The 13,802-nt window shown below is 63.6% G+C and carries 12 protein-coding genes; 7 read left to right on the top strand and 5 right to left on the bottom strand.

What is annotated here, in order from left to right; all coding sequences use genetic code 11:
- Nucleotides 1–627 precede the first annotated feature (627 nt).
- A complete protein-coding gene (locus tag CDPAHKCJ_RS08905; protein ID WP_346773911.1) occupies nt 628–2,073 on the top strand; it encodes a DUF1853 family protein in 1,446 nt (481 codons plus the stop codon).
- Between the two features lie 269 nt (nt 2,074–2,342).
- Nucleotides 2,343–3,683, top strand: a complete 1,341-nt coding sequence (gene brnQ, locus CDPAHKCJ_RS08900; RefSeq protein WP_200019312.1) for a branched-chain amino acid transport system II carrier protein — start codon at nt 2,343–2,345, stop codon at nt 3,681–3,683.
- Nucleotides 3,684–3,820: 137 nt separating this feature from the next.
- Here the strand turns inward: brnQ and CDPAHKCJ_RS08895 are convergent, their stop codons facing one another.
- Complete coding sequence (locus tag CDPAHKCJ_RS08895) at nt 3,821–4,321, bottom strand: gamma-glutamylcyclotransferase family protein (protein WP_166019474.1); 501 nt, start codon at nt 4,319–4,321, stop codon at nt 3,821–3,823.
- Between the two features lie 146 nt (nt 4,322–4,467).
- Nucleotides 4,468–4,833 (bottom strand): YqcC family protein, encoded by a 366-nt coding sequence (locus tag CDPAHKCJ_RS08890; RefSeq protein ID WP_166019473.1) that lies wholly within the window; start codon nt 4,831–4,833, stop codon nt 4,468–4,470.
- A 75-nt stretch (nt 4,834–4,908) separates the two neighbouring features.
- Here CDPAHKCJ_RS08890 and CDPAHKCJ_RS08885 point away from each other — a divergent pair, with 75 nt between their 5' ends.
- Both CDPAHKCJ_RS08885 and CDPAHKCJ_RS08880 read left to right on the top strand, forming a co-directional pair.
- Nucleotides 4,909–6,897 carry a cation:proton antiporter gene (locus CDPAHKCJ_RS08885; RefSeq protein ID WP_166019472.1) on the top strand — a complete coding sequence of 663 codons (1,989 nt, stop codon included), beginning with the start codon at nt 4,909–4,911 and terminating at the stop codon, nt 6,895–6,897.
- A 144-nt stretch (nt 6,898–7,041) separates the two neighbouring features.
- The gene (locus tag CDPAHKCJ_RS08880; protein WP_054556810.1) at nt 7,042–7,308 is read left to right on the top strand and encodes a late competence development ComFB family protein; all 267 of its coding nucleotides are present in this window, start codon (nt 7,042–7,044) and stop codon (nt 7,306–7,308) included.
- 191 nt (nt 7,309–7,499) lie between these two features.
- Here the strand turns inward: CDPAHKCJ_RS08880 and CDPAHKCJ_RS08875 are convergent, their stop codons facing one another.
- From CDPAHKCJ_RS08875 to CDPAHKCJ_RS08865, 3 genes are all read right to left on the bottom strand, one after another.
- Nucleotides 7,500–8,264, bottom strand: coding sequence for an amino acid ABC transporter ATP-binding protein (locus tag CDPAHKCJ_RS08875; RefSeq protein ID WP_131431600.1), 765 nt, complete (start codon nt 8,262–8,264; stop codon nt 7,500–7,502).
- The gene (locus tag CDPAHKCJ_RS08870) at nt 8,261–8,935 is read right to left on the bottom strand and encodes an amino acid ABC transporter permease (protein ID WP_043335389.1); all 675 of its coding nucleotides are present in this window, start codon (nt 8,933–8,935) and stop codon (nt 8,261–8,263) included. The genes CDPAHKCJ_RS08875 and CDPAHKCJ_RS08870 overlap by 4 nt, the downstream gene beginning before the upstream one ends.
- Nucleotides 8,936–9,083: 148 nt before the next feature.
- A complete protein-coding gene (locus tag CDPAHKCJ_RS08865; RefSeq protein WP_043335456.1) occupies nt 9,084–9,818 on the bottom strand; it encodes an amino acid ABC transporter substrate-binding protein in 735 nt (244 codons plus the stop codon).
- A 777-nt stretch (nt 9,819–10,595) separates the two neighbouring features.
- Here CDPAHKCJ_RS08865 and CDPAHKCJ_RS08860 point away from each other — a divergent pair.
- The 3 genes from CDPAHKCJ_RS08860 (at nt 10,596) to rimK (ending at nt 13,778) form a co-directional block, all read left to right on the top strand.
- Nucleotides 10,596–11,720, top strand: a complete 1,125-nt coding sequence (locus CDPAHKCJ_RS08860) for a DUF3549 family protein (protein WP_166019470.1) — start codon at nt 10,596–10,598, stop codon at nt 11,718–11,720.
- A gap of 442 nt (nt 11,721–12,162) precedes the next feature.
- Nucleotides 12,163–12,672 carry a RimK/LysX family protein gene (locus tag CDPAHKCJ_RS08855; RefSeq protein WP_166019469.1) on the top strand — a complete coding sequence of 170 codons (510 nt, stop codon included), beginning with the start codon at nt 12,163–12,165 and terminating at the stop codon, nt 12,670–12,672.
- 197 nt (nt 12,673–12,869) lie between these two features.
- On the top strand, nt 12,870–13,778 hold the full coding sequence (rimK, locus tag CDPAHKCJ_RS08850) for a 30S ribosomal protein S6--L-glutamate ligase (RefSeq protein ID WP_166019468.1): 909 nt from the start codon (nt 12,870–12,872) through the stop codon (nt 13,776–13,778).
- The last annotated feature ends 24 nt before the right edge of the window (nt 13,779–13,802 follow it).

The raw sequence follows: 13,802 nt of genomic DNA, 5'->3' as shown, positions 1-13,802 counted from the left end.
TACGTCGCCACAGCAGAACTGGATGCCACAAAAACAAGAAAATGCGTATTTTTCTTTCTGCTTTGGCTGAGGCGCCTGAAAACAGCGTCCAACAGCAAGAAATTGTGCACATCAATTTTTGCGAATATTCATTGACCGATTGTTCAGGGGGTGGATCTTGCCCCTCACACTGTCAGTCGGTGACGCCTTGCCCACTGATGTCGAGAAGATTCATGTCGCTCGACAACCAAGAGCTCGAGGTCAACCCCGCCTCATCAGCCCTGCATATTTGCTGCAACGTTGATGGAGTGCATTGTGAACCTCGCGAGCTGCGGGATATATCCCCGCGCCGGAACAGGATTGATTCCTCCAGCGAATCAATTCAGCGCTCTTCCCACCCGGACTGAAGCACCCTCACCCACCCACGCGAAGTAATCCCAACGTTTTCAATCGCTTAGGCGACCCATGCAACGATGTCAAAATGATGACAGCCTGGGGACGGCCGTCGTATTTCCGTCGGCGGACAGCAGAACGTGTTGGAAGAGCGTCAAGAAAGCGGCGAGAAAGTGTCGCGTGAGCAGCGCAAGACTGGCGTAAAGGGTCGGGTAATAGTGGCGAGTGAGGAAAAGGTGCGAGAAGACAGAGGGAATGGAGAAGGGAGTAGATAGAGGGAGAGAAGGAGCGCCAGCAGGACACCACGGCCGGCAAGCAGCACTCGGCTCGGTTCACACAGGGCCAGGCCCGAGCGGCGCCACGCATTATCGACCGTCATCCGACGTGGGATACACTGGCATCATGCCTATCGAGCCCGAAGCCCCGTCCCATGCATCGCCCGGTGCAGCCGCGTCATCGCCCCCTTTTGCCCAATGGGGCGACTCCCCCTGTGCGACCGGCTGCGACCTGCGCCGCGACTGCGCGCGCTACCGTCACCCACGCGTCAGGGATATCGCCTGGCTTCTGAGTGCCCCGGACCTCTTGCAGCTTGCACGTTACCCGCGCCCGTCCCTGGCGGCACTCGGGCTGGAGGATGACCACGTCCGCCACCGCTGGCTGATGACGCTGGAGCAGGCGCCCCACGCACTCGAGGCTGCCGTGAATGAGCGCCGCCACTATCGCCTGGGCCACTACCACGAGCTGCTCTGGCAATTCGTGCTGGCATACGCGCCCGGCAGTCGCCTGCTGGTCAACAACCTCAGGATTTCCCAAGGCAAGATCACCTTGGGAGAGCTGGACATGCTCTATCTGGCGGCGCAGGACACGGCGCCCACGCACCTGGAGGTCGCGATCAAGTTCTATCTCGGCCTGCCCGAAGGCCCTGAAGCGGCCGACAGCCCGGCACGCTGGATAGGTCCCGGCGGCGCCGACAGCCTCGCCATCAAGTATCAGCGCAGCCTTGAGCATCAATTGCCTCTGGCCTATACCGAGCGCGGACAGCAGACGATTCGCCAGGCACTGACCAGACAAGCACTGACCAGACAGGCACTGGCCACACAGGCAGGCGCGAGCGAGATGAACCCGCCGCCGACAGAAGACCCGAGTGCCCCGTTACTCGCAGGCCAGCAACTGGCATTGCCCGGCTGCCTGTTTCGCCCCTGGCAGCCAGACCAGGCGCCCGCCGACTGGCTGCCCCCGCCCCGCCATTGCCATCCCGAGAGTGCGCGCCAGGCCGGCTGGTGGATGAGCGTCAACCAGTTTGCCGCTTTCTGTCAGACCCTCGAGGCCTCCCCGAGACATGAAGGCCCGCTGCTGGGCTGTGTCAGGGAAAAACCTGCCTGGCTGGCCGCCCCGCCCGTGGCGTCGCTACAGCCATGGCATGAACTGGACCGCTGGCTGCGCGATCACTTCGTGCCACCCGGCGCCGCTGACGACCTCAGACCGGACGAACCGGTTGTGCAAGAGGCGGCGGCTCAGCAACACAGCCACCAACGCACGCATCAACACCCCCGCCAGCTATGGCTGGAGCGCAGCGTGGCGGCGCCTGACGGCGAGCCGACCACCGCCAGCACGCCCCGCCAGCAGTGGCGGATATTCGTGGTGCCGGACGACTGGCCGAGCTTCATTCCCCTGCCGCCACCGCCACCTGCTGCGCAGTGAGCCTGCCGCTTGGCTTGCTGGTGGCTTTGTCTTGCTACGTGAAATCAACGATAATGCGCCGCGTCAGATCAGGGTGGCGACAATCCGTCCCCCTGCTCTCGCCATTCGGCCCGCGCGCAACACTACCCCGCTGCTCCCGGGTCTGCTGGTGACCCACCCCTGTCGCTAGCCAACGGCTTCTCGGCACGTCTTCTTGCCTGACCGACCACCTCATCGGTCACCTGATGGCGCCTGCTGCAACGCATCTGCTGAATCCGTAGGACGTCATAGTGAAAACACGACTTTCCAGCCTCGATATCGTGGCGCTGGGCTTCATGACCTTTGCCCTCTTTCTGGGCGCAGGCAATATCATCTTCCCGCCCCAGGTGGGTCAGGGCGCGGGTGCCGAATTCTGGCCTGCGGCACTGGGCTTTCTGGCCACCGGCGTCGGCATGCCGCTGGCCGGTATCGTGGCGGTTGCCGTGATCGGTGGCGGCCTCGACAAGATCACCTCGCCGCTGCCCAAGTGGGCGGCCGCCGCCTTCGGCGTTGCCATCTACCTGTCCATCGGGCCGATGTTCGCGATTCCGCGCACCGGCACCGTGGCCTTCGAGATGGGCATGCGTCCCTTCATCGACATGTCGGCACAGAGCGGTCTGGCCCTGCATTCGGTGCTGTTCTTCGGCATCGCCACCCTGATCGCGCTGAGCCCGGGCAAGTTGATGGATGTGGTCGGCAAGTGGCTGACGCCGCTGTTGATCGCGCTGCTGGCGCTGATCGCACTGTTCACCATCATCGACCCGCAGGGGCCACTGGGGCCGGTGAGCCCCGAGTGGGCCGAGGCGCCGTTCATGACCGGCTTCCAGCAGGGCTACCTGACCATGGATGCGCTGGCCTCGATGGTGTTCGGCATCCTGATCGTCTCGGCGATCAAGGCGCGCGGCATCACCGCGACCGCTGACGTGACCCGCTACACTCTGTGGGCCGGCGCCATCGCCGCCATCTGCCTGGCCGCCGTCTACCTGCCGCTGACCTACATGGGCGCCACCAGCCATGCACTGGTCAGCGAAGCCGCCAAGGGCGAGCTGATCCCGGTCTACGTCGAGGCGCTGTTCGGCGATGCCGGCAAGCTGATCCTGGCGCTGGTCATCACCCTGGCGTGTCTGACCACCGCGGTGGGCCTGTTGACCTCCTGCGGCGAGTTCTTCCATCGCCTGCTGCCGAGCGTGCCCTACCGCCTGCTGGTGATCGTGATGGCCGTGGCCTCGGCGTTGATCGCCAATCTGGGCCTCTCGACCCTGATCAGCGTCTCGATTCCGGTACTGGTGACGCTCTATCCGCTGGTGCTGGTGCTGACGCTGCTGTCCTACCTGCGTCCGCGCCTGCATGATGCTCCGCGCGTGTTCGCCTGGTCCCTGGGCCTGACACTGCTGGTCAGTCTGCTGGATGGCTTCGAAGCCAGCGGCATTGACTCGCTGATGGCCATCTCGCATCGCATCGAGCCGCTGCTGCCGCTGGCCTCGATGAATCTGGGCTGGCTGGCGCCGGCACTGGCGGGGCTGATCATCGGCATGCTGGCCAGCCGTCGTGACCAGACGAACCTGGACCCGGCACTGGCCGCTCAGGACTGAGGCTTATGCCAATCAGTCGCGCAGCGTGACCAGAAACGCGAAAGCCCGCCTCTCAAGCGAGAGGCGGGCTTTTTTGTTGCCACAAGACAGCTGACAGAAAACAGATGACAGGCACCCTGTCAGCCATCAGGCGACCGTCAGCGCGGCGTACTGCGCGACAGGCCCAGCTGAGCCAGGGTGGCGTCATCCAGCGCATGCACGGCCTCGACGCCGCTCAGCGCCGTGAAGTAGTCCGGTGTCAGGAAGTCACGCCCGCCAAGCAGATGTTCCAGATACTCGCGTGCCGGCTTGAGGCCCTCGGCGGTGCGCTCGGGCAGCGCCACATACACCCAGGCATCGATCACGCCTTCGCGGGTGACGATGGGGTGAAGGAAACGCTCATATTCATGCGGGCGGCCTTCGAAGGGATCCATCAGCGTGATCTGCTCAGCCTCGAGCAGCTCGTACAGCACGCCTTCGACACGCTCACCCGGCGCAGACTGTACGTTGGCATGCGCGATACCCTCAACCCGAGAGGCCTTGTCGAAACTCAGGCGATGCTCTTCCAGCCAACCATGCACGGCCCGTCGCGTCTCGCCGATGCGTGCCACGACACGCGCCGGATTCATGTTGCTGCCGTAGGCGAAGTAATAGGCCATGCAAGCTCCTGAAGGGGTCTCGTGGCGCAATGCGAGGGCATCACGCCTGCATAGGGGAGCACTGTGGGAGGTGCCGGGGAGAGGAGACTCAGTGCGAGGTGAGATTCCTGCCCGGCAATCAGTGCGTCACGATCAATGCGTCACGATCAGTGCGTCGTGACCAGCGTGTCGATCTCGCGAATCACTTCCGTCATCGCCACGCGGCGCTCCGGGCGGGCATCCTTCAGCCAGGCTTCGATGGCCGGGGCCACTTCACACTTGACGGGGAATGGCGCACGGGCATCACACAGCGCTTCCAGGCGAGCGATGAACACGAAGCGCAGCCACTGGCCCATGTCCATGCGATCGACACAGAATGGCTCCACACTCATGAAGGCCTGTGGGGATGGCGTGTCCATGCGCCACAGGTCTGCTGCCTTCATGGTCGCTTCCAGACGTGCCAGCAGCGCGCGCAGTTCGTCGTAGGGATTGCCGGCGATCTCGCCGTCCCGGGGTGGTTCAGTCGGATTCATGCGACCTCCGTCAAATCATGCAGGGTTCGTTCACGCTATTATCCCGATGATGCTCACCGAAGGCCAGGAGGCCGCATGGCAGACACGCTGTTCAATGATGTGATGATACTGCTGGGAGCCTCGGTGGTGGCCGCAGTGCTGTTCCGCCGCCTGCATCTGCCACCGGTGCTGGCCTATCTGGCGGTCGGCTTTCTGGTCGGCCCTCATCTGGCAGGCTGGATCGGTCGCCCGGAAGAACTCGCCTTCCTGTCGGAATTCGGGCTGGTGTTTCTGCTTTTCTCGCTCGGCCTCGAATTCTCGGTGCCGCGCATGCGCGCCCTCAAGACCACGGTGTTCGGGCTGGGCGCCTGTCAGGTGGCGGTATGCAGTGGCCTGTTCTGGGCGCTGGGCTCGGCGCTGGGCCTGTCACCAGCGGCGGCGCTGGTCGCGGCCGGCGCGCTGGGGCTTTCCTCCACTGCCATCGTCACGCGGGAACTGGCACGCTGGAATGAGCTGGACAGCCCCCACGGCCACGCCGCCGTGGGCGTGCTGCTGTTCCAGGATCTCGCCGCCCTGCTGTTCCTGATCCTGATTCCGGCCATGGCCGGCGATGGCAGCCAGCTGCTCAGTGAACTGGGTCTGATGCTCATCAAGGGGCTCGGGCTGGTGGCGGTGATGCTGATGATCGGCAAGTGGGTGCTGCCGTTCGTGTTCCAGGAGATCTCGCGCGCGCGCTCGGAAGAGCTGTTCGTGCTCACCGTGTTGCTGGTGGCACTGTTCTCCGCCTGGCTGACCCACAGCCTGCACCTGTCGATGGCACTGGGTGCCTTCCTGGCCGGGATGATGCTCGGCGAGAGCCATTTCCGCCATCAGATCGAGGCCGATATCCGGCCCTTCCGCGATATCCTGCTGGGGCTGTTCTTCGTCTCGGTGGGCATGTTGCTCGACCCGCAGGTGTTGCTGGCGCAGTGGTACTGGGTCGTCATCGGCGTGGCCTGCCTGCTGGCGGCCAAGGCACTGCTGATCACCGGACTGGCACGCCTCTCCGGCCGCCCGCTGGACAGCGCGCTGCGCACTGGCCTGGTGCTGTCCCAGGGCGGCGAATTCGGCTTCGCGCTGCTGGCGCTGGCCAGTCAGCAACGCCTGATGGACAACGAGACCGTGGGCCTGGTGGTGGCGATCATCATCGGCTCGCTGGTGGTCACGCCGAGCCTGATTCGCCACAACCAGCAGCTGACGCGCCGTTTGTGCCGCTCCACCACGCCTACTCAGGAGAACCCGCACACCACCGCGGAGCTGAGCGCCGCCACCGCCCCGCTCAGTGGCCATGTCATCGTGTGCGGCTTCGGGCGTGTCGGCCAGACAGTCGGGCGATTTCTCACTCAGGAGAAGCTTGAGTGGATCGCCATCGATGCCGACCCCATCCGCGTCCACGAGGCCGCCAGCGCCGGCGAGCCGGTGGTGTTCGGTGATGCGCAGCGTCTGGAAATCCTGCGCGCCCTCGGCATCAAACGTGCCCGGCAGGTGGTGATCACCGTCAATCAGCTCTCGCACGCATTGGCCATACTACGCGCCATCCAGCCGCTGGAACTCGAGAACCTCAAGGTGCTGGTGCGCACACAGGATGACGCGGACCTCGAGACCTACAAGGCCGCCGGGGCCACCGAAGTGATTCCCGAAGTGCTCGAGGGCTCGCTGATGCTGGTCTCGCATGTGCTGGTCAATCTCGAGGTGCCCTTTCGCCGCGTGGCGCGTTCGATCCAGAATGCGCGTGAGGCGCGCTACAGCATGCTGCATGGCTATTTCCATGGTCAGCAGTCCCAGTTGACCGACAAACGCGGCAACCCGCTGCTGCGGCGACATCCGCTGACGCTGACCGCCGATGCCTGGGCCTGTGGCCGACGACTGGACGACATCGCCCTGCCGGAAGTGTGCGGCATTCTTGTCTCACGCGTGGTACGCGCCAGTGGCGAGAACCTGGAAGAACCCACCGGCGACCTGACGCTGGCGTGTGGCGATACACTGGTATTATCAGGACTGGCTGATCATATTGAAGAGGCGGAAACCCGCCTGCTGACCGGCTGAGGCCATCGGCCACTGGCGTTCAGAGGGGAGAGCGTCACAGAGTCAGCTCGGATGAACATGCTGATGAGCACACTGAAGGGATCGACATGCCAGGGGGCACGGCCCTGCATGGGAGATAGCACCTATCACAAGGAGGCAGTACACATGGAAAGCGCAGGCGTACACAACTACATGGAGCAGCTGGTGCTCGACCAGCTGCGCTTGCATCCCGACAGCCACGCCATGGATGTCGACAGCCGCGAAGACGTGGCCTGCATCGCGCTCAATCAGCTGGCGCCCCGCTATATTCGCCACGACGTCGACATGGCGTTCTATATGGCACCCGCCGAACAGGAGCTGCTGGAAGAGCGCGTCTCGATGGCACTCCAGGAAGCCTTCGACAAGGTGCGCTCGATGCCCCGCCACGGCTAGTCACACGTTGCGGCCCATGACGCGTCGCTCTGGAACGCGCCCTGCAACACCAGACGCGGATCAATGATCACCGCCAGAGAAATGACAACGGCCACCGCGATATCTGTCGCGGTGGCCGTTGTGTCTGTCGCAGGTACAGCCCGAGGCACTACCTCACGTGACCTGAGGGTCATTACCTCAAGCGAGAAGTATCAGATGCCCTCGGCGCACTGCGGCGGCACTTCATCCAGCACCTTGCGCAGGAAGGCGCGCGTGCGGTCATCCTTCGGCGCGCTGAACAGCTGGCTCGGCGGCCCCTGCTCGACGATCCGCCCGCCTTCCATGAAGATGACGCGATCCGCGACTTCCCGCGCGAACTGCATCTCGTGGGTGACCACGATCATGGTCTGGCGCTCGACCGCCAGCTGCTTCATCAGCTCCAGCACCTCATCGACCCACTCCGGGTCCAGTGCCGAGGTCGGCTCATCGAACAGGATCACCTCGGCCTGGGCCGCCATGGCGCGCCCGATGCCGATCCGCTGCTGCTGACCACCGGAGAGAGCCGCCGGGAAGGCATCCGCCTTCTCGCTCATGCCGATACGCTCGAGAATCTCGCGCGCCCGCTGGTGCGCCTTGGCCTTGGGCCAGCCGTTGACGACGATCAGGCCCTCGGCAATGTTCTCCAGCGCCGTCTTGTTGGCGAACAGCGCATAGTTCTGGAACACGAAGGCACTGCTGCGACGCAGACCGAGAATGTCGTGACGGCTGGCGCGCGTGGCCTCGACCTTGCGCTCGCCGATCTGGATCTCGCCACCATCGGGCTGCTCGAGGAAGTTGATGCAGCGCAGCAGCGTGGACTTGCCGGTGCCCGACGGGCCGATGACGACGATGATCTCACCCTGCTTCACTTCCAGAGTGATGCCATCGAGTACGGCCTGCCCGCCGAATTTCTTGACCAGGTTTCTGACTGCAATCATCGCTGATAGGCCTTGTTGAGACGTTTCTCCATCCAGCGCTGCACGAAGGACAGCCCTTCCACCATCACCCAGTAGACGATGGCCACCATGATGAAGGATTCAAAGTACAGGAAGCTGCTGGCCGCTTCCTTCTGAGTCGCGCCCATCAGTTCGGTCACCCCCAGCGTGAAGGCCAGCGACGTGGACTTGATCATGTCCACGAAGTAGTTCATCAGCGTGGGGGCCGCCACGCGGGCCGCCTGAGGCAGCACGATGCGCCGCATCAGCTGGACATTGGTCATGCCGATGGAGAGCGCCGCTTCGGTCTGGCTGCGATCGACCCCGACGATGGCGGCACGGATGGATTCGGCCATGTAGGCCGAGAAGTGCAGCGTCAGGCCGAGAATCGTCGCGGTGACGCCATCGATCTGGGTCAGGAACGCCATCACCTGCGGCAGGCCGTAATAGAACAGGAACAACTGCACCAGCAGCGGCGTGCCACGGAAGAAGGAGATGAACACGATGGTCAGCGCATTCAGCACCGGCACCTTGAGCACCCGCACTACCGCCAACAGCGAGGCCAGCACCAGCGCGGCCACCATGCCGATACAGGCCATCTTGAGTGTCAGTGGCAGGTATTTGAGCATGACCGGCAACAGGCCAAGCATGTAATCGATATTGAGAGTATCCATTCGTTATCCGGACAGGCTGGGGGCTTGGCTGAGGGTCTGGAAAGACACCCGTCGACATGACGACAACGGGGCGACGGTCAAGCCGTCACCCCGTTTGCACATGACATCCTTGCATGCGCCCCTGGTATCAGGGCGCAGCGGGCAATATTCAAGGCGTGGTGATGTCGTTGCCGAACCACTTGTTGGAAATCTCGGCCAGGCGGCCATTTTCCTTGAGCTCGGTCAGCGCGGCATCCACCTCGTCACGCTTGGCCTCGCCTTCGGCGTCCTTGCGGAACGGCAGCGCGTTCTCCAGGCGCGAGAACGGCTTGCCTGCCAGTTCCAGTGGCAGCGGTGTCTTCTGGATCACCTGACTTGCACTGACGCGGTCCATCACGAAGGCATCGACACGGCCCAGTGCGGTGTCCTGCTCGATGTTGGACTCATAGGTCTTGATGTCGATCTGGTCGGCGTAGGGCAGCTCTTTCATCAGCGCTTCGTAGTTGGAGCCCAGGTTGACCGCCACGCTGTGGCCCTTGAGGGACTCGACGCCGGTGATCTCGTCATTGCCGCGACGCTTGACCACTTGAGCCCCGTCATAGACGTAGGGCTGGGTGAAGGCGAACTTGGCCTTGCGCGCATCGGTGATGGTGATCTGGTTGGCCACGGTGTCGATGCGGCCGGCTTCCAGCGAGCCGATCAGGCCGGAGAAGCTCATGGTCACGAATTCGATATCGTCGCCGGTGATCTCGCCGACGGCGTTGAGCACATCCACTTCAAAGCCCTGCAGCTTGTCCTGCTTGACGAAGGTGAACGGGAAGTAGCCGCCCGACATGCCGACCTTGAGGGTATCAGCCTGTGCCGCCAGGCTGCCCAGGGTAGTCGCACCCAGCGCGGCAGCCATCACGGCGCCCTTGAGAGCGGTGGAAGAGAAGACAGCTGCGAGCGAACGTGATTGGCGCATCGGGATTCCTCATGGATCGCAAGACTGAGCCATTGGCGCTGGACGGTCGCTGACATTCGGCTGATCGCGGATGTCATGCCAACAGAACAGGCATAAGCACAGCCTTTTATATGTGATTTGGTTGTATAGGATAACGGGACTGCCCCGCATTCCCAATCATTTCATCCCTTAAGTACATAACCATAAGGAATAAGACAGCAATCGTGTCAATGAGCGCGATTCTAGCATGCCTGTCTCGACGGGCCAGTGACGCCGTATGGGCTACCTGCTGCGTTGGATGTCAGTCTGACGACAAGTGGATGACAGTTATTCACGCCATCCGTGGACGATGCTGTGGATAACCCGTCTCGGTCACGCTGCAAGCCGCGTCAGCCGTGGGATGACGAAAATTGATCAAAAAATCATCAACCTGCAAGACGCTCAGCGGGGCTTGAGGTGCCGCGTCATCTGTCAAGCCATCACGGGCCGAAAGAGCGGCCATAATAGGAACAGGTCGCCCTCTTCCCTCTGGCCACCATCACACGCCAGCGGGTGGCATGACAGCCGGTGAATCGCTAAAGTCGCTGCCATTCCAGACATGCTCAGGCACATGTCACGCGCCGGCAGCTGTCGCTCGACGACACATGCCACGCCTGGCAATGATGCTCGACAAGACTTTTTTCCGCTCTCCGCCACGTCCAGCCAGGACGTGAGGGAGACACAGCCGTGGTGAGCCTCATGACTCCTCTCTCTTCCTTGAGCAACTTCTTCACACGCACCGGCGCCGAGCTGCACCTCTATCACCTGGGGCGCTCCCTGGCCCCGCTCAGCCTTGAGCAGCTGGAAGCCTTCGAGACCGAACAGCAGCCGTGGGAGCAGCCTTTCAAGGGTCAGGCACGCCTGGCATGCGTGTTCCGCCCAGCGGGGCTCGACGATCCGCTGGTGTGGTTTCTGGCCCTGCCGCTGGATGAGGAAGGTCGTCTGTCTCCCGCGCAACGCGACGCCTTCCTCGAACGTCTGATCACGACACTGGGTCAGACGGCGCTGACCGTCGGTCGCCCTGAACTTCAGCAGGCCGAGGCCGGCAAGATCGACAACCTGATGCAGGACAACCCGCTGGCCTTCACGCCGGACGACAGCCTGCGCGCCATGCTGCACGCCCGCGCCAGCCTCGATTGCGACCGCCCTGCCAGCCAGTACTACGAGCTCGCCGAGCAGTATCTCACCGCCCAGCTACCGCTGGATGACTGGCCGTCACTGGGCCTGCAGGGCATCGCCGACGTGCTGACACGGCGCGGCGAGTTGTCCAGCGAGCTTGCCGCGGCCTTCGTGCAGCGCCTGGCTGACCTGCCGGATACGCCGCTGCGCGCCATCGCGCTGTGTCTGGAGCAGGCACCACCCGCCCATGCCCAGCTGGCTGCCTCACTGACGGAAGAATACGAGACCGAGCTGCTCACCGCCCTGATCGCGCGTGGCCAGGCCGCACGTGACCTGGGGGACCTGGAAACGCTGTGCGCCTGCCTGCGGGCCGCCGGTGCCAGCCCACGGCCTGCGGCGGCGGAGTGGATCGATGCCCTGCTGGCCGACGACCAGGCCGTCAATGTCGACGTGCTGGTCGCGATCGCCGCACGCGGCTACGCCCACCTGGAAGATGCCGAACGTCTGCCGGCCTTCCTGACCCGCCTGGCCAGCTGTCCGCAGGCCAACTTCGCCGCGCTGGCCCGCGACCTCGCCCTGATTCCGCGTCTGCGTCTGCCGGTACTGATGACGCTGCGCAACGCAAGCGCGGACAGCCCGCTGGGGCAGGCGCTTGCCGCCCTGACCCGCAAGGCCGATACCGCCAATCCGGCCCCGCGTCATTGACGTCGGGCATGCCCGCAGGTGACAGTGCTTGAGATCATGCGCATAACCCACGACACTTGATAGAGCACTTGGTCTAGCGACGGCATCGGGGCTGATCGGCAGAGATGAACAGGGCGCGCTGCGACGCGCCACCTACACGATATCTCACGCGCCAGCGCCCTCAAGCGAGGCGGCTGGCAGCGATGGATGCGTGCCAGGACCGCATGCCCGAGGCGGTTTTGCCGGACGCTGTCAGCGTCGCCGTCACCCCCGGATTCGTGACGCGAAAAAAGAGGCTTCAGCAAGGATTGCTGTCAGTACGTTAAGTGACTATGCTGCGCGCCCGCCTGGCCCTTACCCCGCCAGGCAGGCAACGCACATTATCCTGTGCCGCGCCTGCCCGGTGTCTTCATGCCGTGAGCTGCTGCCCGCTTCGCTCACGCCCTCTGATTCAGGAAGAAACATGTCGCATCACAAGAACACTTCGCGTCATCACATCGACAAGGCACCGCCCCTCGATCTCAAGACACTGAATCATGACCTGCTGGGCTTTCGCCCGCGTGGCGTGGTGGGTCGGCGTGAGTTGATCGAGCTGCCGGAGCTCAAGCTGCACCTCAATGCCAAGATCGACACCGGTGCGCATTCCAGTGCGCTGCATGCCGAGAGCATCGAGGTCTTTGAGCAGCACGATGACCTGTGGGTTCGCTTCATCACCCGGACTGGCGGTAGCGACTCCCCACCGCATACGATCGAGACGCCGGTGCATGATCGCCGCCGCGTGCGCTCATCCAATGGTCAGGCCGAGTGGCGCTACGCGATCCGCTCGCGCATGAAGCTGGCTGGGCTCGACTACGATATCGACATGACGCTGGTGGACCGCTCCCAGATGCGTCACCCCATTCTGCTGGGGCGCCGTGCCCTGCGTCGCCTGCTGGTCGCACCGGGCGCTGCCTATCTGCACGGCGAACCCTGACGGCATCAGGCGTGCGCGCGGCGGCATGCTTCGGCATCTCGCCTCAAGACGCTGGCGCCGGTGCCATCTGCATCGCGTGACGCCTCAAGACAGTAAAGGCCTCACCGTCGAACACCACGCCTCCTGACGGGCATCACGTCAGTCTTCTTCTGATTCATTCCTATCTCTGTCTGGCCCATTCGGCTCCGGAGGATTTCATGCATATCGGTATCCTGTCGCGTAACTCACGCCTCTACTCCACCCGCCGCCTAATCGAGGCCGCCGAGGCACGTGGCCACACCGCACGCGTGGTGGACACGCTGCGTTGCTACATGAACATCGCCTCGCACCGCCCGTCCATCCATTACAAGGGCGCCGAGATCGAGCACTTCGACGCTGTCGTGCCGCGCATCGGTGCCTCCGTCACCTTCTATGGCTGCGCCGTGCTGCGTCAGTTCGAGATGATGGGCACCTACGTGGTCAATGATTCCGTGGCCATCTCCCGCTCACGCGACAAGCTGCGCTCGCTGCAGCTGCTGTCGCGCAAGGGGCTGGGCCTGCCGGTCACCGGCTTCGCGCATTCGCCGGATGACATCCCCGACCTGATCACCATGGTCAAGGGCGCGCCGCTGGTCATCAAGCTGCTGGAAGGCACCCAGGGCATCGGCGTGGTGCTCGCCGAGACCAACCAGGCCGCCGAGAGCGTGATCCAGGCCTTCATGGGCATGAAAGCCAACATCATGGTGCAGGAATACATCAAGGAAGCGCGTGGCGCCGACATCCGCTGCCTGGTGGTGGGAGACAAGGTGGTGGCGTCGATGAAACGTCAGGCGGCTGATGGCGAGTTCCGCTCCAACCTGCATCGTGGCGGCACCGCGAGCGAGATCCGCATCACGCCGGAAGAGCGCTCCACCGCCATCCGCGCCGCCAAGGCCATGGGCCTGGCCGTCGCCGGTGTCGACCTGCTGCGTGCCAACCACGGGCCGGTGATCATGGAAGTGAACTCCTCACCGGGCCTGCAGGGCATCGAGACTGCCACCGGCAAGGACATCGCCGGTCTGATCATCGATCACATCGCCAAATCTGCCGCACCGTCCAAGAAGATTCCGCCCAAGCCCAAGGGCTGAGGGCTGATGACTGAGGGCTCAAGC

It is taken from the genome of Cobetia sp. MB87 (assembly GCF_011319755.1).
Lineage (GTDB): Bacteria > Pseudomonadota > Gammaproteobacteria > Pseudomonadales > Halomonadaceae > Cobetia.
Note: the sequence above shows the minus strand (reverse complement) of the source record. Positions and strands in the feature narration are given on the sequence as shown.

Bases quoted from the DNA above. Each gene is read 5' to 3' on its own strand.
- CDPAHKCJ_RS08895 (WP_166019474.1), bottom strand. From the start codon at position 4,321: ATGGCCTATTACTTCGCCTACGGCAGCAACATGAATCCGGCGCGTGTC.
- CDPAHKCJ_RS08890 (WP_166019473.1), bottom strand. From the start codon at position 4,833: ATGAATCCGACTGAACCACCCCGGGACGGCGAGATCGCCGGCAATCCC.
- rimK (WP_166019468.1), top strand. From the start codon at position 12,870: ATGCATATCGGTATCCTGTCGCGTAACTCACGCCTCTACTCCACCCGC.
- CDPAHKCJ_RS08865 (WP_043335456.1), bottom strand. From the start codon at position 9,818: ATGGCTGCCGCGCTGGGTGCGACTACCCTGGGCAGCCTGGCGGCACAG.
- CDPAHKCJ_RS08885 (WP_166019472.1), top strand. From the start codon at position 4,909: ATGGCAGACACGCTGTTCAATGATGTGATGATACTGCTGGGAGCCTCG.
- CDPAHKCJ_RS08855 (WP_166019469.1), top strand. From the start codon at position 12,163: ATGTCGCATCACAAGAACACTTCGCGTCATCACATCGACAAGGCACCG.
- CDPAHKCJ_RS08870 (WP_043335389.1), bottom strand. From the start codon at position 8,935: ATGGATACTCTCAATATCGATTACATGCTTGGCCTGTTGCCGGTCATG.
- CDPAHKCJ_RS08880 (WP_054556810.1), top strand. From the start codon at position 7,042: ATGGAAAGCGCAGGCGTACACAACTACATGGAGCAGCTGGTGCTCGAC.
- CDPAHKCJ_RS08860 (WP_166019470.1), top strand. From the start codon at position 10,596: ATGACTCCTCTCTCTTCCTTGAGCAACTTCTTCACACGCACCGGCGCC.
- CDPAHKCJ_RS08875 (WP_131431600.1), bottom strand. From the start codon at position 8,264: ATGATTGCAGTCAGAAACCTGGTCAAGAAATTCGGCGGGCAGGCCGTA.
- CDPAHKCJ_RS08905 (WP_346773911.1), top strand. From the start codon at position 628: ATGGAGAAGGGAGTAGATAGAGGGAGAGAAGGAGCGCCAGCAGGACAC.